The 23,576-nt window shown below is 38.6% G+C and carries 13 protein-coding genes; 8 read left to right on the top strand and 5 right to left on the bottom strand.

The window, feature by feature from the left end; genetic code table 11:
- Positions 1-125 precede the first annotated feature (125 nt).
- Positions 126-1,727 (bottom strand): membrane-bound lytic murein transglycosylase MltF, encoded by a 1,602-nt coding sequence (gene mltF / locus J8L70_RS02950; RefSeq protein ID WP_211053974.1) that lies wholly within the window; start codon positions 1,725-1,727, stop codon positions 126-128.
- 242 nt (positions 1,728-1,969) lie between these two features.
- Between mltF and purL the strand changes: the two genes are divergently transcribed.
- The 5 genes from purL (at position 1,970) to J8L70_RS02925 (ending at position 10,401) form a co-directional block, all read left to right on the top strand.
- Complete coding sequence (gene purL, locus J8L70_RS02945) at positions 1,970-5,860, top strand: phosphoribosylformylglycinamidine synthase (protein ID WP_211053973.1); 3,891 nt, start codon at positions 1,970-1,972, stop codon at positions 5,858-5,860.
- Between the two features lie 152 nt (positions 5,861-6,012).
- Positions 6,013-8,463, top strand: a complete 2,451-nt coding sequence (locus J8L70_RS02940; RefSeq protein ID WP_211053972.1) for a YdbH domain-containing protein — start codon at positions 6,013-6,015, stop codon at positions 8,461-8,463.
- Positions 8,456-8,653 (top strand): YnbE family lipoprotein, encoded by a 198-nt coding sequence (locus tag J8L70_RS02935; protein ID WP_211053999.1) that lies wholly within the window; start codon positions 8,456-8,458, stop codon positions 8,651-8,653. The genes J8L70_RS02940 and J8L70_RS02935 overlap by 8 nt, the downstream gene beginning before the upstream one ends.
- 13 nt (positions 8,654-8,666) lie before the next feature.
- Complete coding sequence (locus J8L70_RS02930; protein ID WP_211053971.1) at positions 8,667-8,990, top strand: YdbL family protein; 324 nt, start codon at positions 8,667-8,669, stop codon at positions 8,988-8,990.
- 154 nt (positions 8,991-9,144) lie between these two features.
- A complete protein-coding gene (locus J8L70_RS02925; RefSeq protein ID WP_211053970.1) occupies positions 9,145-10,401 on the top strand; it encodes an ABC transporter substrate-binding protein in 1,257 nt (418 codons plus the stop codon).
- Here J8L70_RS02925 and J8L70_RS02920 read toward each other — a convergent pair.
- Complete coding sequence (locus tag J8L70_RS02920; protein ID WP_211053969.1) at positions 10,382-11,266, bottom strand: AraC family transcriptional regulator; 885 nt, start codon at positions 11,264-11,266, stop codon at positions 10,382-10,384. The two genes, J8L70_RS02925 and J8L70_RS02920, sit on opposite strands and share 20 nt — an antisense overlap.
- A gap of 226 nt (positions 11,267-11,492) precedes the next feature.
- Between J8L70_RS02920 and J8L70_RS02915 the strand changes: the two genes are divergently transcribed.
- Positions 11,493-12,638, top strand: a complete 1,146-nt coding sequence (locus tag J8L70_RS02915) for an iron-containing alcohol dehydrogenase (protein WP_211053968.1) — start codon at positions 11,493-11,495, stop codon at positions 12,636-12,638.
- A gap of 50 nt (positions 12,639-12,688) precedes the next feature.
- On the opposite strand, the gene J8L70_RS02910 is transcribed toward J8L70_RS02915, so the two are convergent.
- Positions 12,689-15,772, bottom strand: coding sequence for a beta-galactosidase (locus J8L70_RS02910; protein WP_211053967.1), 3,084 nt, complete (start codon positions 15,770-15,772; stop codon positions 12,689-12,691).
- A gap of 108 nt (positions 15,773-15,880) precedes the next feature.
- Here J8L70_RS02910 and J8L70_RS02905 point away from each other — a divergent pair, with 108 nt between their 5' ends.
- Positions 15,881-16,723, top strand: coding sequence for an AraC family transcriptional regulator (locus J8L70_RS02905; RefSeq protein WP_211053966.1), 843 nt, complete (start codon positions 15,881-15,883; stop codon positions 16,721-16,723).
- Between the two features lie 9 nt (positions 16,724-16,732).
- Here the strand turns inward: J8L70_RS02905 and J8L70_RS02900 are convergent, their stop codons facing one another.
- Positions 16,733-17,965, bottom strand: a complete 1,233-nt coding sequence (locus J8L70_RS02900) for a TMEM143 family protein (protein WP_211053965.1) — start codon at positions 17,963-17,965, stop codon at positions 16,733-16,735.
- A gap of 327 nt (positions 17,966-18,292) precedes the next feature.
- On the opposite strand from J8L70_RS02900, the gene J8L70_RS02895 reads away from it, so the two are divergent.
- A complete protein-coding gene (locus J8L70_RS02895) occupies positions 18,293-19,651 on the top strand; it encodes a hypothetical protein (protein ID WP_211053964.1) in 1,359 nt (452 codons plus the stop codon).
- Between the two features lie 452 nt (positions 19,652-20,103).
- Here the strand turns inward: J8L70_RS02895 and J8L70_RS02890 are convergent, their stop codons facing one another.
- Complete coding sequence (locus tag J8L70_RS02890) at positions 20,104-23,538, bottom strand: PAS-domain containing protein (RefSeq protein WP_211053963.1); 3,435 nt, start codon at positions 23,536-23,538, stop codon at positions 20,104-20,106.
- Positions 23,539-23,576: the final 38 nt, after the last annotated feature.

Below are 23,576 nucleotides of genomic sequence, written 5' to 3'. Positions count from 1 at the left end.
ACATGTGCTGTAGTTATTTTGCTTGCCTTTTACACAATATATAAACAAAAAATTACTGATAAAACATAGCCTCAGGTTTATCGTTAAGCATTCTATTAATAAACAAATTAAAAATTAAATTACAATTAATGATCGTTTTTTTGTATTGAACCGTCATCTGCATTTGTTGATTTTTCAGGCTCAATCGGTAGGGGTTTTTCCGGTTCTGGTTCCGGTTCAGCTTTCGGTTCGGGTTTAGTTTTTTTATCCGTCTCAGTAGTGGGCTCTATTACCTCGGTTTTGTTTTTATCTGTCTTTGTAGCTTGCTCTATTGCCTTTGGTTTTATTTTAACCTGAGGTTGTGTATCGGGTGCTGGAGTTAAGTTTTCTGGTTCTTTTAGGGCGTTATTTTCATTAAGCCACACAAGTGCGTCGTAATAACGACGAATGTTATCTACATATTTTACAGCAACGTCTCCACGTGCATAACCATAACGTGTTTTACTGTAGTATCGTTTTTTAATTAATAACGGTAAGCGTTTTTTTACATCAGCCCATTTATCAGGGCTTGCGCCTTGTTGTTCGGTAATTATACGAGCATCGTTTACATGGCCCCAACCAACGTTATATGAGGCTAATGCAAGCCAAGTTCTATCTGGTTGTGGAATACGATCAGGTATACGTTTAATTAATTTTGTTAAGTAATCGCTACCACCTCGAATGTTTTGCTCTGGTTCTAGTCGGTTTGTAACACCCACTTGTTTAGCGGTACTTCGTGTTAGCATCATAATCCCCCTCACTCCAGTTGGAGATTTGGCTCGAGGGTTCCACATAGACTCTTGATAACTTAACGCTGCTAATAATCGCCAATCGAGCGTACCTGCGTACTTTTCAAACCAAGGACGATATTTAGGCAATGTATCGTTAATCGCATCAATATAGGCCAATGTGTTCACATAATTAAATTGGCGTACGTGGCCAAAATATTTTTCTTCTAATACATATAATTGATTGTTTTGTTTTATTTCACCAAAAAATGGCACTAATAAAGCAAATAGAGAGTCGTCGCTGCCTTGTTTTAAAACCCACGCAATGGGATCGTTTCGTGTTACAGAAAAGCCGATACTTAATGTTGGGTGGTAGCGTCTAAATAAAGACAAAGTATGCGAATCAGCTAATGTGTAATCTATTTCACCATCAATGACAGCTTGTAGTAGTTCTTCTTCGTCAAACTCTTCACTTTCTATCCAATTTAAATCAGGATTCGTTTTTTTCATTTCTTGTAAAGTAAGCGCATGACTGCTTTTGGCAATAACGGTGAAGTTTCCTGTTAAATCAGCAAATTTACGCGGGCGAACACGACCTTGCTTGTATACTAACTTTTGGCTAATGGTGCGGTAAGTTGGACCATATCGATAATGCTGCGCTCTTTGTTTATTATAAGTTAAGCCTGAAGCGATTAAATCAAGACCGCCACTATCTAAACGAGCAAACATGTCAGAGAGGTTAAAAAAGGGCACTATTTCAAGTTCAACACCTAAATGCTCGGCAAACCTTTGCGCGAGTTCATACTCAAAGCCTTGCTCTCCCTGAATTGCCTGATAATAGTTACTAGCACTGGCTAATGTGCCCACTCTTATTTTATTTTCAGCTTTAATTTTAGATAATTGAGTGGTGCGCTCTTCAGTACCGCAGGCACAGAGCAATATTATTAAACTAATGATAACTAATAATTTTTCTTTAAACATTCGGTGCCTCATTTAACGCTTATTGGTGTTATAACAAAACTTAGCCACTGCGTCACTTGGCGTTTTAGTTTAATTATAAAGCTTTAACATGGTGGATATACACAAAGTTAAAATTATTTTTCTACATGTTATATAAAATGTGTCATTTAAATATTCAGCTAACCTCGCATCTTGGTTATGTTTGAGTATATAATATCCGCCTAAAATATCGTTCAATCCCTAACCCCCGGATGAAATTACTTATGTTGATCCTTCGTGGTGCACCAGCACTTTCAGAGTTCAGAGTTAATAAAATTTTAGCGCGTTGCAAGCAATCGCAACTTCCAGTCACTAACGTATATGCCGAGTATGCTCATTTTGCTGATTTAACAGCACCTTTGAGCGACGCCGAAAAAGGTAAGCTTGAAAAGCTATTAACTTACGGTCCGACTATTGCCGAGCATACCCCAGCTGGCACATTAATACTTGTTACGCCTCGCCCAGGTACCATTTCGCCTTGGGCATCTAAAGCAACCGATATAGCACACAACTGCTCCCTTAAACAGGTACATCGTGTGGAGCGCGGTATTGCTTATTATATAGAAGGTGCATTAAGTGCAGAGCAATTAGCTCAAGTAACAGCGCTATTACACGATCGTATGACTGAAGCAACTCATACTGAGCTTGAAGCAGCAGCACAGCTGTTTCGTAATGATTCTCCACGTGAAATGTCATCAGTTGATATTTTAGGTGGTGGGCGTGAAGCATTAGCTGTAGCAAATGTTGAGCAAGGTTTTGCGCTTGCTGATGATGAAATTGACTACTTAGTTGAAAACTTTATTAAACTAGGTCGTAACCCGAACGACATTGAACTGTTTATGTTTGCACAGGCAAACTCAGAGCATTGTCGTCATAAAATATTTAATGCTGACTGGACAATTGACGGCATTGAACAGCCTAAATCGCTGTTTAAAATGATCAAAAATACGTTTGAGCATAATCCTGAAAATGTATTGTCGGCGTACAAAGACAATGCCGCAGTAATGAAAGGCTCAAAAGCAGGGCGCTTCTTCCCTAATGAGCAAGGTGAATATGCGTATCATCAAGAAGACATCGAAATACTAATGAAGGTAGAAACGCACAACCACCCAACAGCGATTGCGCCATTTTCAGGTGCGGCTACAGGCTCAGGTGGTGAAATTCGTGATGAAGGTGCAACAGGCCGAGGCTCTAAACCTAAAGCGGGTTTGGTTGGCTTTACCGTTTCTAACTTACGTATTCCTGGTTATGAGCAACCATGGGAAAGTGACTTTGGTAAGCCAGGGCGTATCGTTAACGCTCTTGATATTATGATGGATGGCCCATTAGGTGGTGCGGCATTTAATAACGAGTTTGGCCGTCCTAACTTGTTAGGTTACTTTCGTACATACGAAGAAAAAGTTACAAGCCATAACGGCGAAGAAGTGCGTGGTTACCACAAGCCCATTATGCTTGCTGGTGGTTTAGGTAATATTCGTGCTGATCATGTTCAAAAAGGTGATATTCCGGTAGGCGCAAAACTTATTGCGCTAGGTGGCCCTGCTATGAACATTGGATTAGGCGGTGGTGCAGCATCAAGCATGGCATCGGGTCAATCAAACGAAGATCTAGATTTTGCCTCGGTACAACGTGAAAACCCTGAAATGGAACGTCGTTGCCAAGAAGTCATCGACAAATGTTGGCAGCTAGGTGATGAAAACCCCATTGCGTTTATTCATGATGTAGGTGCTGGGGGGCTATCAAATGCATTCCCTGAACTGGTAAACGATGGTGGCCGAGGTGGTAAATTCCAACTACGCGATATTCCTAACGATGAGCCAGGCATGGCACCACATGAAATCTGGTGTAATGAATCACAAGAACGTTATGTACTTGCTGTCGGTATTGAAGACTTTGACCGTTTTGAAGCAATTTGTAAGCGTGAACGTGCACAATATGCTGTGATTGGTGAAGCAACCGCTGAGCCTCATTTAACCGTAGCAGATAGCCATTTTGATAATAATCCGGTTGATTTACCGCTAGATGTATTGTTAGGTAAAGCGCCTAAAATGCACCGCGATGTTGCATCTCAACAAGTCACCGGGACTGCCATTGATGCAAGTGCTATTGATGTTGCTGATGCCGCGCAGCGTTTATTACGCTTACCGACAATTGCTGAAAAAACATTCTTAATTACCATTGGCGACCGCTCAGTAACAGGATTAGTTGCACGTGACCAAATGGTTGGTCCTTGGCAAGTACCTGTTGCTAACTGTGCCGTTACTGCTGCTACTTACGACACCTACCATGGTGAAGCTATGTCGTTAGGTGAGCGTACTCCAGCTGCACTATTAAACTATGGGGCATCGGCGCGTTTAGCCGTGGCTGAGTCATTAACTAATATAGCGTGTGCTAATATTGGTAGCCTTGAAAATATTAAGCTATCGGCAAACTGGATGGCAGCTGCGGGTCACCCAGGTGAAGACGCGGGTCTTTATGAGGCTGTAAAGGCGGTCGGTGAAGAGCTTTGTCCGGCGCTTGGTTTAACTATCCCGGTTGGTAAAGATTCTATGTCGATGAAAACGACATGGAAAAATGAAGATGATACTGCTGAGCAATCAGTAACCTCTCCGTTATCTCTTATTATTACGGCATTTGGTCGTGTTGATGATGTACGTAAAACAGTCACCCCTCAATTACGTACAGATCAGGGTGATACCTCACTGATATTAGTTGATTTGGGCGCGGGTAAAAACCGACTGGGCGCATCAAGCCTTGCGCAAGTTTACAAGCAGTTAGGTGATGTAACGCCTGATGTAGATAGCCCAGAGTTATTAAAAGGTTTTTACAATGCGATGCAAGCGCTTGTCGCTGATAGCAAGTTACTTGCTTATCATGACCGCTCAGACGGTGGTTTATTTACTACCGTAACTGAAATGGCGTTTGCAGGGCACACAGGTGTAACTGTAGACCTTGCTGGTTTAACCGGTTCAGACTTAGAAGCGCTTTATAATGAAGAGCTAGGTGCGGTAATTCAAGTGGCTAACAGCGATTTAGAGGCTGTAAACTCAGTGTTTGAACAGCACGGTGTAGCCGCAATTAGCCACGTGATTGGCTCGCTTAATAGCGATGATAGCATTGTATTTAACCGTGGTGAGCAAACTGTACTTAATCATACTCGTACTGAGTTGCGTACTATTTGGGCCGAAACAACGTACCAAATGCAAGCACGTCGTGATAACCCTGAGTGTGCTAAACAAGAGTTTGATGCCAAGTTTGATGCGAAAGATCCTGGTTTAAATGTAAAACTTAACTTTGATTTAAACGAAGATATAGCTGCGCCATACATTGCAACGGGCGCTAAACCACAAATGGCTATTTTACGTGAGCAAGGTGTTAACTCGCACCTAGAAATGGCTGCGGCGTTTAACCGTGCTGGTTTTGCTGCTGTTGACGTGCACATGAGCGATATACTCGAAGGGCGTTTAACCCTTGAGCAGTTTAAAGGCTTAGTGGCGTGTGGTGGCTTCTCTTACGGTGACGTATTAGGTGCTGGCGAAGGTTGGGCTAAGTCTATATTGTTTAATGATATGGCACGCGAACAGTTTAAAAACTTCTTCCACCGTGAAGACACCTTTAGTTTAGGTGTCTGTAATGGCTGTCAAATGTTATCAACGCTTAAAGAGTTAATTCCGGGTACTGAACATTGGCCGCGTTTTGTAACGAATAAGTCTGAGCGTTTTGAAGCACGCTTTAGCTTAGTTGAAATACAAGAAAGCCCGTCGGTGTTCTTTAAAGGTATGGCCGGTTCGCGTATGCCAATTGCGGTATCTCATGGTGAAGGCCATGCTGAATTTGTAAATGATGCAGCAACTCAAGCCGCGCTTGAAAGTGGCACCGTTGCGGTTAAGTTTGTCGATAACTACGGTAACCCAACAACGCAATACCCTGCTAATCCGAATGGTTCGCCAGAAGGTATTACCGGTATGACCTCTACCGATGGCCGTGCAACAGTTATGATGCCGCACCCTGAACGTGTATTTCGTACAGTTGCTAACTCTTGGCACCCTGATGAGTGGAGTGAAGATAGCCCTTGGATGCGCATGTTCCGTAACGCACGTAAAAATATCGGGTAGGTTGTTTACTCTGATACAAGCTAGATTCATTTTCTAGCTGTAAAATAAAAGGCTGCATTGTGCAGCCTTTTTTGTTTATGATGTTTCATGCCATGAATGGAAACCGCTAATTGCAACGTTTATTAACTGAGCAACGATCACAGAAGGATAAAATGGTTAAACAAGTTAGTTATATTATCTTTGTTATATTGAGCGCTTTATTATGTGCTTATATTTTTCGTATGCCTATCGTGCAGTGGGCTGTTGCGCCGCAGTTAGATAAAGCAGGTGTAGAGCTCAGCTGTTTAGACTTTTCTCTTAGTAAAAAATTAGATCTCCACATTAACCAAGCTTGCCTTCGCTATAATAACCAGCAATTAATTGTTAAAAATGTGACGGTAAATAGCCAAAAAATTACTATTAATAATGCCTTTCTTACGATTAATAAAGCGAGTAATGAAGAACCCACGAATAGTAATGCTCAACCACTTAATTTAGCGCTACCAAAAACGAGGCCGTTACTTGTCATTAACGAGTTACACGTAAACAGCGATTTTTTAAAACAGCCAATTAAATTGAGCATTAACGAAAATAAACTAAATCAATTACATGTCGATGGTGATGTTAAGGCAAATGTATACTTAGCAGATAATGCAATTACGGCAGAGTTACAAATAACGGATAGTCATTTAAAACGCTTTACTACTATTGATGAAAAATTAGTGCAAGGTTTAGTGTTTAACACACAGCCCATATTGCGTTTTAATGGCGTAACAGCAACTTTGCAAGGAAGTTTAAGTGCACGTTATAACGCTATATTAACCCCATGTGAGCTTTTATTTAATAGTGTAGGTACGCTCGCGGCGCATTATAATGTTAATACTCAAGGCATTGATTTAGATATAAGCCAATTAACCAATAAGGTAACCATTGCCCCTGAATGTAAGCAACAATTTACTGGTAACAACTACACCGAATTTGCCTTTGAGCAATTACCTAAGCAGTGGCAAGTACAGTTTTCGCCTACAATCGCATTGCGTAACAACATTCTTACGTTGGGTAAATTAACACTAAGTAGTGAGGATAAAAATAATATTAGTGTTAGCGACATACAATTGGACATAGCCGACCCCCTAGCGAGCAATAACTTAGAGTTTAATGCACTTTTATCTAACGAAAAGCACGATACAGTCAGTATTACAGGTGGTATTGAAAATAGCCAGTTAACCGGTAGTTACCAGCTTAAGAGTGCAAGCTTACCTGCGTTTATGCCTGTGGCGGTTACAAACCTTAATTTACAGGGGAATGTTGCGCTGTCTTTACTAACACCTTATAAAGAAGGCAATAAAGGCGAGGCGACAATTTCATTCGAAAATGCTGATTTTTCACCAATTAATGTTTCAAATTATAAGGGAACTTTAGCTTTTTCTATGCATTCAAATAATGATATTGTGCTGCAATTAAGCAATGATATTGCAACGCTTAGTTATGAAGATTATAGTTTTAACGAAATACATAATAATACCTCTTTAAAGAGCAATCTTGCGCCAGGTGAGTTATTTGCTGAAATAACGGCAAGTACTCAAATACACAATATTTATTCGCCACAACTTACCTTAAATAATATTAACATTACTTCACAAGGGCTCCAAAGTAGAGCGTTAAAAGCCTCTCATTATGGTGTGGTGAGTGGAATTGAATTTGCTGCTACGCAACATATATCGGCAACAGAAAATAGTTTTGACGTAATATTACCACAGCAAAACACCGTTAAACTTAATGCGTTATTAGGGCAATTTGAACCATTAGCAAGTTTTACCGAAGGAGAGTTTTCGGGGCGTATTAGTGGGGATGCCTTATTACAACACGCACAGGGTAATGTAGAGGTTACTCAGGTTAGTGCGCTTTATAATGATTATTTATTATCACAACTAAGTACCACTTTGTTTGCACGTTACAATTCAGGGCAACTTAATGTAGAACCCACTAAGTTTACCGTTAGCGAGTTTAGAGCCGGAGCGGTATTAACTAACTTATTGGGGCAGGTTAAGGTTATTGATAATAATATGAGTATTGAGCACTTAACGGGCGAGGTTTTTTCTGGCGATTTTAAGGTAGACAATTTCAGTATCAATAAACCGCAACAAATCAGTCATGTGGTATTCAATAGTATTGATATGAGTGAGGTGGCTAGCTTAGATGATAAGTCTGGGATTAGTATTACAGGTAAGGTCAAAGGAGTGCTTCCTATTCACTTTAATGAACAGGGGGTTGAAATTATTGCCGGTAATTTATCAAATCAAGGAGCAGGAAAGTTGCTTATAACTGATAATGAAGCATTTGATGCGGTTATGAGTCAGCAACAAGAATTGCAGCCGGTATTGAGCTTACTAACTAACTTAGATATTGAAACGATTAATAGCAGTGTTGCACTAAAGCCCGATGGTTGGTTAAATTTAGGTGTGAAATTGCAAGGCTATAACGAAGCGCAACAACAACAAGTTAATTTTAACTATAATCATGAAGAAAATATTTTTACATTACTTCGTGCATTAAGGCTCAGTGATGAAATAACTCAAAAAGTTGAGCAGCAATATTCAAAAAAGGAGATGAATGATGAATAAATCGCAATTGATTAAAGCGCTATTAATACTGATGGGGCTAAGTAGTATATCGGCTTGTACTCATCGCGTTGAGGTTGCAACAAAAGAGCCAATAACAATTAATTTAAATGTAAAAGTAGATCACGAAATTCGAGTTAAAGTTGATAAAGAGCTTGATGACTTGTTTGGTGATGATAGTGAATTATTTTAGGAGCGCAATAACGATGAAAAATACACTTTCTATAACAACATTACTTACTGCAATTTGTTTCTCATTTTCAGCATGGGCAATAACCTTAGACTCAGCAAAAAATCAAGGTTTAGTCGGAGAGGATAGTTCAGGATATTTAGGCTTAGTACAGCAAAATAGCGAAGCAAAAGCGCTGGTTAGTAAAATAAATGCAAAAAGAAAAGCGCAATATTTAAAATTGGCGAAAAAAAATAACTTATCTCTGACACAGGTAGAGGCATTAGCCGCAGCTAAAACGGTGAAAAAAACTAAATCGGGTCACTATGTAGAGATAAATGGCAAGTGGGTTAAAAAATAAACGCTAAACTACGTTCAAGCCTTTACCATTTTTAATAATTGTAAGGGCTTTTTATTTTTAGCGACTCTAAAGTTGATTTATTAGTAATATGGTTTTTACAGTTTTTGTTTGATTGACTATGATTAATTAACAAGAATAAAAATGAAGGTTTTTGATGCGAAAAAAGTTACCCATTTTAAGCGCTATGCTGCTTTCCTTTATGTTTACTCTTAATTGCATAGCATCAGAAAAGCTCGATGTAGCCATTTTAGTTGCCAGTGCCAATCAACGGTTGTTACTGACTTCGCTTCTTAATGAATTTGCTAATACGCAACCCGATATTGATATTTCTTATACGCTTTATACCGATGCCGAATATAAAAAAGCAGTATCAAAATGGCTAGAGCAAGGCCATGGTCCGGATATACTTAATTGGCAAGCAGGAGAGCGTTTAATACATTATGTACGCTCGGGTAAAGTACAAGCCATTGATAAAGTATGGCGTACACATAATTTAGATTCTCAATTTAGCTCTAATACTAAGTCGGCAATTATGTGGCAACAGCATGTATATGCGATCCCTGTAGCTTATTATTACTGGGGTATTTATTATCGAAAATCACTATTTAAAAAATATAACTTGCAAGAGCCTAAGACATGGCGTGAGTTTGTTGAATTATCTCAGGTATTAAAAAATAATCATATAACTGCATTAACGATAGGGACTCGTAATCATTGGCCTGCTGCGGGTTGGTTTGACTATTTGAATTTACGGATTAATGGCTTAGAGTTTCATCATCAGTTGTTAAATGGTGAAATCGCTTTTACAGATAGCCGAGTGCGCGATGTATTTACATATTGGAAAACATTAATAGATAAAGGCTTTTTCAATGAAAAACCACAGTTGCTAATGTGGGATGAAGCCATGTATAAGTTATTTAGAAAACAAGCAGCAATGACCTTAATGGGCACATTTCTCAATGGCCGTATTCCTGAAGAGCTACAATCCGATTTTGGTTTTTTTCGCTTTCCTATAATTAAGCAAGATGTTGGCATATATGAAGATGCACCTTTAGATGTGTTTATTGTGCCTTATTACACTAAGCTTGATAATAAAATAGAGCGTTTTATGAATTTCCTTGCCAGCGCTAACTTTCAGCAAACACTAAATAAGTCGGTTGGTACACTCTCAGCAAATATACATGCAAAGCAAGGTGGAAGCGAAATATTAGATATTAGCTATGTAATGCATCAACAGGCCGCGGGTACCGTTAATTATTTTGACCGTGATGCGCGTGTAGACATGGCTGGCAAAAGTATTATTGTATTTGCCGATTTTTTAAATAACCCAGATATTGAATTAACATTAAATAAATTAGAAGCCATTCGGAAAAACCGAGTTAACGAACCTCTCAAATCAAATACTCACTAGGGACTTTATTAAAGTGGCGTTTAAACTCTCTGCTAAACTGAGACGCGCTAGTGTAACCAACCTTTAAAGCCGCCTCACTTGCTTTATTACCTCGGCTACTAATGAGTTCTTTTGCTTTTGCTAGGCGGAGTTTTTTTAAATACTGCAAAGGCGATTCATAAGTGACATGCTTAAAGGCGCGATGAAATGAAGAGACACTCATATTGACATCGTCAGCGAGAGCTTCAACTGTTATTGGTTGTGAATAACAATTATGTATTGTTGAAAGGCTTCGAGCAATACGTGCATAATGCCCATCATGCAGTGCTAGTCCAATTAAAGTACTGCCTTGTGGACCACAAATCACTCTGTAAACTAATTCTTTTATAATATCTTCGCCAAATAGCTCTGCCTCAAGTGGATTATTTAAAGTATGCAATAATCGTATAGTTATCTGCTCCATTGTGGTATCTAATGAGGCTGATTGTACCGCCGTTACTTGTAATTTTGATTGTGACAATTTCACAATTTTATGCTGCATCATCTTATTGACTAATGTATGTAACATGGCCGGATTTATACTGATCGCAATGCCCATTACGGGTAAATTATTATCAGTAAATGCTTCACACTCTAGTGGTACAGGCACGCCTAAAACTAGATAATCACCCGCACCATATTTAATATAATGATCTGCAAAATGAATTACTTTATGTCCTTGGCCAACAATGATAATCCCTGAATTATAAATAAGAGGTTGGCGTGGTGAGCTTTTACTGGCTCTATGAAAATATACCCCTGAGATAGCCGTTTCCATTGTGCCTTCAAATTCGAGTAAATTATTTTTTTCTGCATAGTGTTGTAGCAAGCTGGCGATCGTGTTCATTAAGTCATCAATCTTCTTTATGGTTTTTATAATTTAGCAATGCTGATAGTTTTAGGCAAGGTTTTGCTGTTTTTGTTGCTTTATATGGTGTGATTATGCCGGTAATATGCATGTATTGGTCGGGCTAACTATATGTTTATCATTATAGTTAAGGCTTCACTTTTAAAACTTGTGCGTTATCAGCATAGATAGCACAGCATATAAACCGTCACTTAGGAGCAAAATAATGAAATTTAGCTACGTAAACCCAACAAAAATTCAATTTGGCCAACAACAAATTGCCGCATTGAGCGACCTTATCGACAAGGACAAAAAAGTGCTTGTGGTATATGGCGGTGGTTCGATTAAAAAAAATGGTGTGTATGACCAAGTAGTTGCTGCTCTTGAAAATTTTGAGTGGTTGGAATTCTCAGGCGTTGGTGCAAACCCGACTATTGAAGTACTCGATCAAGCAGTAAAAATCTGTAAAGAACAAAATGTTGATTTTGTTTTAGGCGTTGGAGGAGGCTCGGTGATTGATGGTGTTAAATATATAGCCGCTAGTGCAGTATATGATGGTGAGGGCTGGGATATTCCTACAGGAAAGCATACGATTACCAATGCATTGCCTCTTGGGGCTGTATTAACCTTACCAGCGACAGGCTCTGAATCAAATCAAAATTCAGTAGTAAGTAAAGAGGCGACAAAGCAAAAATTACCGTTTGCTTCGCCTGCCGTTTTACCACAGTTTGCGATTATGGACCCTGATGTAATGAAAACCTTACCACAACGTCAATTAGTGAATGGGCTGGTGGATGCGTGGGTACATACTTGTGAGCAGTATTTAACTTTCCCTGAAACCGCATTAGTACAAGAAGGTTATGCTGAAGCATTATTAAGAACGTTGAAAACATTAGGCGACAACTTTAATCATCAAGATGATGCATGGCGCGCTAATTTAATGTGGGCGGCTAATCAGGCGTTAAATGGCTTAATTGGCTCGGGCGTAACGCAAGATTGGGCTACGCATATGATTGGGCATGAGTTAACGGCTGCATATGGTGTTGATCATGCGCGTTCTCTGGCTATTGTGCAGCCTTCGTTACTACGTAATCAATTTGCAGTGAAAAAAGCAAAGCTAGAGCAAATGGGTAAAAACGTCTTTGGTCTTGTGCAATCAGATGATTTAGCAGAGCAAACAATTCAAGCAATTGAAGCGTTTTACCACAGCCTTGATGTGGCCACGACCTTAACCGAGCATGGTGGAAATAAAGCCGCTGCGGTAGATAATATTATTGCTAAACTTGAAGCTCATGGCATGGTTGCTTTAGGCGAGCATCAAGCAATCACTCTCAAAGAAAGTCGTGAAATTTTAGAACAAGCGATAGTATAAAGTTCATCGAACTATTAATGATAAAGCCGCAAATAATTGCGGCTTTATCTTTATTTAGCTAAAAGTTTAAGTGAATAGCTAAAATGTTTTTTCTCTATTAAAAACGCTTTATGCGTACTTGGACTCCACGAATCATCGCCCCCAATTCCCATATGTAAATGATCAATGTGTAAATGAATAGTGTTATCGGCCATTAATTCGTTTGTGTGTTTTGCCCGAGTTAACATAGCTTGCGAATACTGGCTGGCGGCAAAAGCAAACTCCCCGGTGATAGTTAGATTATTCACATTTAAATATTGGCAGTCACTACGCAAACCGTTATCTGTAGGGAAAATATATGGCGTATGGAGCTGATTTATTGCCATACTGTAATAACCTATACGTGCAGCCGACTTGCGATCAGGGTAGTTTTCAAATGGCCCTAAACCCAGCCAATTTAATAAATTATCAGAGTGCTTATTGACGGTTGTGCTAATGCCTATTCGTGGTAACGGCGGCAAACTCTCATTTAATTGCACATCGATTTGTAAGTTAATATCACCCTGATTATTTATAATATATTGCCATTGTGTGCGTGCTTGTAATGCGTCATTGTATTGATAGTTAAACATGACATTAATACGGACATCTTGGTCTGAATGTACGCAGTGTATATTTTCACAATGACGTTGCCATTGACCCACACCTGCGCGTAACCAACGCGCTTGCCATGCATTAGGGTCAAGATTATCTACTTCACTAATCCCAATATCGTTATCAAGTGGTGCTCGATAAAAGTTATCGATGAGTGGGGTCGCAAGTACGTTTATGTCGTCTTTTAACCAATGTGTTAGTAGCCCTGTATCTTGATTGAAAACAAAACTGAAATGATGACCTGAAACACTGATTTTAAATTCATTTTTCACAACACTCAAAGCTGAGGCTGTTGCGTGTTTATCTGTACTAAAGGGTATTAAACTCAGTGCATTTGCTAATTTAAACTGCGCTGTATCAGTTACATACCCAGCCTCGGCGAATGCATTATCATTGATAAGTTGTACATCTATATTTAAATGATATTGCGCGCCTTGGGTAAATTCACTGTGTGTTGCAATATTAATAACCGTGTTGCTTTGTGGTTCAACAATCAGAGTGAACTCACCTTGCTCTATACATTGACCATTTTTTAATAGTTGCCAAACGAGCTTTTCGTTATTGGTGCTCTTAAATAAGTAATCACTCGTAACTTGAACTTTATATTTGTTTTTTTCTTGTTCAAGTAAACTAAATTGCAAATGCTGTTGGTTATATTTAGCTTCATATAAACTTGGATGGGGTGTGCGATCTGGAAATAATAATCCATTAATACAAAATTGACGATCGTTTAGCTCATCACCAAAATCCCCTCCATAGGCCCAGTAATGTTGGCCATGTTCATCCACTTTAGATAAACCTTGATCTACCCAGTCCCAAATAAATCCACCTTGTAAGCGAGGGTAATCTCTAAATGCTTGCCAGTAATCACTAAAACTCCCCAAGCTATTTCCCATTGCATGTGCGTATTCGCATAAAATAAGAGGGCGTGTTTCACCGGGTAAACTTAGCCACTTTTTAATCGCGTATTTTGGCACCGCATCATCTTGTACATCGCTATCTACACGGGCATACATAGGGCAGATTATATCGGTTGCACTGGTATTGGCTCCTCCTCCTTCGTATTGAACAGGGCGAGAAGGATCGACGCTCTTAGACCAACTATACATAGCATCGTGATTCGGGCCATAACCACACTCATTGCCTAAAGACCAAATAATAATTGAAGCATGGTTTTTATCGCGTTCAACCATTTGTGTGTATCGAGACATAAACGCACCAGCCCACTGCGGGTCGCTTGCTAAGCGCCCCATAGGAAACATGCCATGGGTTTCTATGTTGGCTTCATCTACTACGTATAAACCTAGCTCGTCGCATAGCTCGTAAAAACGAGGATGGTTAGGGTAGTGAGCAGTACGTACTGCATTAAAGTTATTTTGCTTCATAAGCTTAATATCTTCAATCATATCGGCGGTGCTTACAGTATGGCCATTTTCTGGATGGTGCTCGTGTCGATTAACTCCTCGAATAAGTAATGGCATACCATTGAGGCATAATTGATTATTGATTATTTCTACTTTTCTAAAACCAATATTGTAGGCTTCGACATCAACAGTATTACCTTGCTCATCGAGTAAGCTAACAATACAGCGATATAAATAGGGGGTTTCAGCACTCCACTTGTGAGGGTTTGTTACCGCTATAGTATGAAAAACCACATCATCCCAGCCCCCTTTTTCATCTACACGCTTGTTATTGCTACTTTGAATTTGAGGTGAGCCAATCGGTATTTCATTGTCAAATAACTGTATTTCGATTTGGTAGTTACTCGGGGCATCAATAGCGGTTTTAATGCTTAATGTAGCATCGTTGTAGCAAGCATCTAAATCGGGAGTGATAAATACATCACGTATTTGATAGCGTGGTTTAGTTAGCAAGTTTACATCACGAAAAATACCACTTAACCACCACATATCTTGATCTTCTAAATAGCTGCCGTCGCTCCAACGGATCACCATTACCGCGAGTTGATTGGTCCCTAAACGTAAAAGGTGGCTTAAATCAAACTCGCTTGGCAGACGGCTGTCTTGTGAATAGCCGACCCATTGACCATTACACCATAAATGAAATGCTGAATTAACTCCTTCAAAAATAATATGATTACGCAGTACTAGCTGTTCTTCGCTCACAGTAAATTCAGTACGATAACATCCCGTTGGGTTGTCACTGGGCACAAAAGGTGGGTTTACTGTAAATGGGTATTTAACATTACAATAAATAGGCTTATCGAAGCCTTGTAGTTGCCAATTAGATGGTACCGTAATTTTTTGCCAATCATCACTTAATGACTGTAACAAAGACTCATCAACCGACTCAGGCTTATCAAATAATTTAAAATCCCATGAGCCATTTAAGCTTTGCTTTTGTGCGTGGCGATTATTGCATGCATCTTCGAAAGTCTTAAAGCCATTTAATGGGCTGTGTGCTCTGATTTGGTTTGCCTGAATAGATATCGGGTTTTCCCAGTCACGCCGACTAATGATTTGTTGTAGTGATGGCATAATGTTCCTATTGTGTGTGTAGCAATAACAGTGTGTTAAATATAGCTAATAACGACACTTAAGGTTATGCTTAAAGCTCTCTTTTTATTTATCCAAAACTATCATTTTATGAATTATGATATTGAAAATACTTTAACTATAGGGCCTCGTTGTGTAGAGCGGTTTATTGATCCAAATGTATTAGCGCATATGGCAAAATTAGAAATAGCGTTAGCGGGATGTTCAAATTTATCGGGTGATTATTGCGTTGCACGCACACACCCTGTTGAACATACGCTTTTTTATACTTTAAGTGGGGAGGGCGAGGTCACTACCGCGAACAATAAACAACGCTTAGAAAAAAATAGCTTGTTAATTCTTCCTGCAAAACAGGCGTTTGAGGTAAAAATTAGATCCAAACAATGGAATGTAATATGGCTAAACCTTGCAAATACTAAGCGTTGGCAGCATTTACAATTAGCACACGCATTGGTGCTAAATGAGCAATCACTTACTCCTTTACATTTAGCAATGGAAATACTGTATGTTGAGAAAAACCCAGACTTACGAGATGGGGTTATCCCTATTATTAGCCATTATTTATCTACCACACTTGAACAAAGAGTTAAAAGTGATGCCACGCAACGCATAACTAACTTGTTTCAACAGGTACAAGCTCGTTTGCAGTATGACTGGACAATAGAGGTGATGTGCGAAAAGGTGCATTATTCAGCCCCTCATTTACATCGTTTATGTCAGGCTCAATATGGTAGAAGCCCAATGCAGCAGTTAATATATTTACGCATTATAAGAGCACAACACCTATTATTAAGTACCTCTTGGTCTATTGCGCATATTGCAAGTTATGTGGGCTATCCTAATATTTTTAACTTTTCAAAGCGATTTAAAAAATCAGTTGGGATATCACCCAGCCAATTCAGATGCGCCAGAGGTGATTGCTTGTCAAATTAATAGTAACTTTTAATGGTATTGAAATAAGTTATCCCAATGCTCATCAAGTCGATTTTTGGCGTGCTCAATACTCAGTGCAGTATAAATATTATTAGTACAAGAAATTAAGCGCATACGTACTAGCTTATCTATTGCATCGGCTATTTCAAAATTAAGGTTGCAGTGGTATTGGGTTTTAAACCAATTTTCTATTTGGTTATCTAGAGCATCTGCAGTTAAACCCGTTTTGGATTTTAGTAAAAAAGTATAGGCAATAACTGCTTCTTTTATATCTTCTTCTTCGGCCGCATCAATGAGAGTGTGAAAAACACCGGCATTATTATCTAGGTTTTTAAAGTACAGATTATCGCTTAATGCTTTCATAAATTTAATCTTTCGGTTTTTAAACTTACTCCATTCTTTAAAAATAAAACTGCCAAAAACACCGGTTCCTACTGCTAAGGTTATAAAATGTTGTTGGGTCATGGTGACGTGCTCGTCACGCAAGCCTCCCCAAAATGCAAACATTGCAAATAATAAGACTAACGAAGCCCCAAGCTTTGTGATCAGAACAATAGCGCCTCCCACTATAGCCGATGAAGCAATAATTGCTTTATCAATAGGACGCATGCGTACTTCGCTATTAGGGAATAGCATTTCTAAGTCAGCTTTGGGGACATTTTGAAATAACTTAACAATTGTTGAACCCGGTTCAAAAGTTATATTTTTTTGATCTTTGTTGGCAAAATAAGCGTGATCTTTAAAGCGAATAAACACAGCTACGCGATCGTAATTTGTAAAATGTAGCTTTTTTTTGCTCAGGCCCCATAAGCGGCTTAAAGTTTCAGTCTTTTGTGATTCTCCGCGACGGTAAAACACCACTTCAGCAAAGTCATCAAACTCAACAGCTAAACGCACATTAAACAGCGACTCTTCGTTTAATGCATCTTGCAAGTCTTGATCAGTGATACGTTCAAAGTTTGCGCTATTGAGAACTTTTGCAAAGTCTTTTGCGAATGCCTGTTGGCATTGAGTTTTTTGATCATTTGATAAGGATGTTAATGAGCGTGTATCGTTATTTGGGTCAAATGGAGTGTAATTACTTTTCAACGATTCAAGAGTGCTGTGATAGTCATAATGGACAAGACTGGCAAGTAAATGACAAAGCTGAGTAAATGACGCGTGTTCTTCAATCGCAAGTTCTAAGGTGCATATTTTTATAATATCTTGTTTTTTAAAGGGAATGAATCGAGAGTTGGGCATAAATGAAATTACTATTGACCAAAATATATAGGGGTGATCATAAGTTAATTTTTTATATATTACTAACAGCTTATATAAAATTGTTTTATTGCTATAAGCAGTAATACCCGATTGAGAAGGTACACAAGGGGTAGCATGTAGTTATTTTGTAAAGTACACTACAGGACAAATATGATTTGCGAAATTTTTGCTTATTATGTATGTCAAAAATTACAATTTCTTACACCAATGTAAAGAAGTGTAAATTCTGACAATACTTTGTAAAAAAGGGAATTTTTTTTCTTTTTTAAAGTCATAATAAGCACTTTAATGAGAAGGGAAAAATAAATGAAAAATACACTGCTTAAAGCGGCTTTACCTCTAAGTATTTTAACGATGCTGACGGCATGTTCTGGCAGCGATAGCTCTAGTAACACTGGCTATATTCAAGTATACAATGGTTCTTACAATAGTCCTTATACACGATTATTTGTTGATGAAACTGAGCGTTCTGGTGCCGATTTTGCAGATGTAACCACTCGTCATAACTACAGTACTGGCGATTACGAAGTAAGTTATCAGTACCTAGATTCAAACGATAGTTACATTACTATCGAAGAAGCTGACATTACTATACGTGGTGATAGAACTCAGCTAATCGTAATGAGTGGTGATTTTGATGAGCCGACATTTACTCAGTTAGATATTGATATTGATAGTGATGAAGATGAATTTAATTTAGGGTTTTTCAACATTACAGATGAAAACACTGAATATGACATTTACTTAGCTAATGATGATGGTTTATTTGAGACTGCGACATTATTTAGCTCTTCTCAATATTTAAGTGAGCCTGAACTACAAGAATTAGACGAAGGTTATTACACAATTTATATTACTGAAGCAGGTAGTACTGATGTTGTGTTTGAATCTGAATCAATTTACTACAATGATGATGCAAGTTATGTTGCAATAATTCGTCCAAGCTACGCAACAGAAAGCGACGGTATTACACTTGATGTAGTTACTGATAGCAACTTTGTAACAGAACTTAATCACCAATCGGCATTAGGTCAATTACGCTTTATTAATACAATGGATGAATACTCTCCAATTAGTTTTTCTGTGACACGTGGTGATACAGTAACTGAAACAAATTCAACGCAGAGCGATGAGTACACCGATTATTTATCACTTTCGCCAAACAGCTACAGTGTTGCAATGTACGACGAAAGCGAAGAAAAAGTAGCGGATAATTTCCTAATTACACTTGAGCGTGAGCAAAGTGCGGCAGGTATCTTCTACTATGACCAAGATAACGGCATTCGTATGATGACGGTAGAAGAGAACTTAACACCAAGTAGCTACAGCCATGCTGTTACTGTTGTTAACTTAATTGAAACTTACGCAGGTCAAGATGTTGCTGAAGTTGATGTTTTCTTCACGCTTGACGGTGAAACAGTTGATGAAGCAACGAATGTAGTTGATGGTGTTAATATCTACGACCAAGAAGAAGAAGTTGTAGATAATGAAATATACACGGTATATGTGGTATTTGAAGATAATGACCAACAAATTGTTTTACTTCAACAAAGCGATATGGACTTTACCGAAGAAGGTAACTACATATTAATCTTAGAAGAAGATGAAACAACGGATACTGGTTACAAAATGACGCTAAGTCGTACCGTAACTGATAACCTTTAAGCGCTTAATTATAAATTTATAATTGCGTTATAAAATATAAAACCCCGAACAGCTTATGTTCGGGGTTTTTTATTTTGTGAGTTTATAAACTAAAGCTTTTTAACTCAGTGCCCTTAAGTAAATTGAGAACGATGCTGTGACATCGTAGATGATACCCTGCTTTACGCCGCTTAATTGTGTAGCAATCTGGCAGCTCTCTCTCAGTTGGCTCGCTTCAATCTGAGGGTGCTTTAAGACTTCTGACAATTTCTTTTTGAATTGATCTCGTACGGTTGCACCTAATTTGTACCACTCTTTGAGCGCTTGAGGGTCAAATTCTAACTCATTGAGTGTCTAGCAAACGATGGGAAGTCCAAGGATAATCCGTAGCAAATGAATCATACTCACTCATGTTCACTACATTTTTAACTACACAGCCGTAACCCGCCATAAAACGAACGGGTATAAATACCTTAACTACTGTGATTTAATAATGCTTTAAGTTTACCGGGTTTGATAGGCTTACTTAAATAGTGAATTTTTTGTGCTTTTGTTTGTTGTTTTAATTCGTTATCGCGCACCGCGGTTATTAAAATAGCTGGAATTTCACTTTGCCAAATTTCACGAAGCTTATTAATTACATCAATCCCATCTAGCGAATGACCTAACTGATAATCCATTAAAATTACATTGGGGGCACTGTGGTTATGTGCGTGGTTAAGGACGTTATCAACATTTTCAAATAGTGTATAATTGGCCTGCCATTTATTTAATAAACTCGCCATTGCCGCGAGGTTTTTAGGATCATCGTCAACAGCAATAATATTCACCGTGGCTCGATTTTCTATTAAACTGTTTGTGGTGTCTTTTTGTTGTACAAGCATGGCATCCCCATAAGGCACCTCAATACTAAAGCGACTTCCTTTATGTAACTGCGAATCAACAAATAACTCTAAACTGAGTAAATCGACCATTCGTTTGACGACTCCTAAACCTAGGCCTACACCTTTATTATCTTTGCTTTGAATGCGATAAAAGTCATTAAATATTTTTGCTTGTTCAACATCACTAATACCCGGTCCGGTATCCCATACTTCGATACGTAAGTTATGTTTACGATTACGACATGCAATAAGTACACGACCGGTATCGGTATATTTAACCGCGTTAGACACGAGGTTTTGAATAATACGGCGTAAATAAGTAATATCGCTGTGCACAATTTGCTGTTGTGAGCGTACATTAAGTGTGAGTCCTTTATCACTAGATAAAATGGCGTACTCGCTTTGCAATGGTAACAATATGTCATCAATACTGAAATGACGAGGAGTGGGGGTCATTGCGCCTTGTTCTAATTTTGCAATTTCTAGTAAAGCCGACATTAAATGTACGGTCGAATCTAAGCTATCTCCTAACTTATCAAAATTATTTTTGTTATTACTACTTAGTTGATTTTCATCAATGGCTGCAAGGTATAAGCGCGCTGCATTTAATGGCTGTAATATATCGTGACTGGCTAAAGCTAAAAATCGCGTTTTACTATCATTGGCATGCTCAGCTTCTCTTTTTGCCAAAGTGAGCGCTTGTTCTGTTTTAACCCTGCTTTGTATTTGTGCATGTAAATCTCTGTTGATCGTTTGTACTTCTTGAGTACGTGCTTCTATGCGGTTTTCTAAATCCATATTGATTTCTTCTAACGCATTTTGTGTGTTGATATGCGTAGTGATATCAGAAAAACTGGTAACAAAGCCGCCATCAGGAAGTGGGTTGCCAATCATTTCGTAAACTTGGCCATTACGACGATGTCTGATGAAGTGATGAGAGCTACCATTTTTTAAATGTTGTACACGTTTTTCTACTTGTCGCTCAATTTCACCTGGGCCACATTCACCTCGTTTAGCGTTGTAACGTATAATATCCTGTATTGCTTGGCCTACTTCTAAGAAACCTTCAGGATAACCAAACATCTCTGCATAGCGTTTATTCCATGCCACTAACTTCAAATCTTTATCGACAACCGAAATACCATGACTGAGGTTTTCTAATGAGGTGAAAAGTAAATTTTGATTAAATTGTAAAGCTTGTGTCGTTTCATCAAAAAAGTTTACGACCTCTTCAAAAGCCATACGTTTGCCCGACGATACAGTACGAATTAATGCTTGTGCTGAGGATGCTCCAAGTACACCGGTTAATGCGCGCTCGCAATAAGCGATAAACTCAGCCTTAGGGTGGGCGTTATTATCATTAATGGCATGGTTTAAAGCAAAGTGAGCAAGTACTTGCTGACTTCGTTGTATGCCTAAAAAGGTTTGTAATAAAATTTTAAAATCATAAACCGTTGCTTTTACATCTTTATTTGAATGCTTTGACAATAACGTTTGATCTTTAGGATCGACAAAGGCGGCAGCTTGAATTTTATCAATTAAGCGCTCATCAGCACCGAGTGAAAAGCTAATGTAACAACCAATATTGGCAAATAAAGCAATTAAAGTCCCACGAGTTATTAATGTTTGTTGTAGCTCGGTAGTTAACGAATTACCGGCATCTAAAATTGGGAACATTAAAAATAATACCCAACATATAAAGCCTGCTAATAAACCCGCATATACTCCGTAAGCGTGACCTTTTCGCCAATATAATCCACCAACAATAGCGGGTAATAATTGCGTGACTAAAGAAAAGGCCACCAATCCCATACTCGCTAACGCACTATTATGACTAAACCATTGCTGGTAAAGATAAGACAGTATTAAAATCCCAGCAATACTAAAACGTCGTACTAATAATATTTGTGATTTATAACTAGAGGTTATTAAATTACGCTTAAACTTTCGGCGTAAAATTAACGGAAGGACAACATCATTTGAAATCATGGTACTGAGTGTCAGCGTTGCGACCACAATCATGGCCGTCGCAGCCGATAGGCCACCAATAAAAACAAATGTCGTTAAAATAGCATTGTCATGTAACAGTGGCAGTGCGAGTACAAAGCTGTCAGGTGAAAAGCCATCACCTATGCTTGGGTGAATGGCTGCAGTGGCGATGGGTAATATCATCACCGCAGTGAGTAACAAATATAATGGAAAAGCCCAACGAGCAGTAAATAAGTGACGTTTGTCTTGGTTGTCGACCACGGTGACATGAAACTGGCGAGGCAAGCAAATAATTGCTGCAGCGGCCATGAGTGATTGGCCAATGAAGTTAAAACTAAAAAAGTTAAATTCACCCCAATGTAGCATACTTGTTGATGTGAGTGATTCACTCTCAGATAAGCTCATTAAACTATAAAGACCCAGCCCAGCAACAGCCACTAAAGCAATCAGCTTAATAAGTGATTCAAAGGCAACGGCTAGCATTAATCCAGAACGGTACTCTGTCACATCCACTTTGCGAGTACCAAAAAAGATAGCAAACAATGCCATAATCAATGTTGCTGATAAGGCCAACATATCGCCCGATATTTGGTTACTATTTTGTAATAATAAAAAGCTAGTGCTTAGTGCTTTCAACTGTAAAGCGATATAGGGGATAGTCGCAAGCAGCGCAATAATAGTAACCATAATTGCAGTGGTTTGGCGCTTGCCGTAGCGTGCAGAAATAAAATCAGCGATGGTTGTTATATTTTGTTTTTTACTTACCAACACCAGCTTGCGTAAAAAGCGTTGACCAAAGAAAAATAATAAAGCAGGGCCTAATAAAATAGGTAAATAGCTCCAGCTACTTGTTGCTGCGGTGCCCACCGAACCATAATAAGTCCATGAGGTACAGTAAATTCCAAGTGAAAGAGAATATACAAACGGATGATGGCTTATTTTTTTTGCCAGCGCAGTCGTTTTATCTCCCCAATTAGCTAACCAAAACAGCATTCCAATGTATCCCAATGCCACTAAAATCAATACTACTGTCATGTTGTTATTTAGCCTTATCTCACAATTAAAAATTATAA

Source organism: Pseudoalteromonas sp. MMG010, assembly GCF_018100905.1.
Lineage (GTDB): Bacteria > Pseudomonadota > Gammaproteobacteria > Enterobacterales > Alteromonadaceae > Pseudoalteromonas.
Note: the sequence above shows the minus strand (reverse complement) of the source record. Positions and strands in the feature narration are given on the sequence as shown.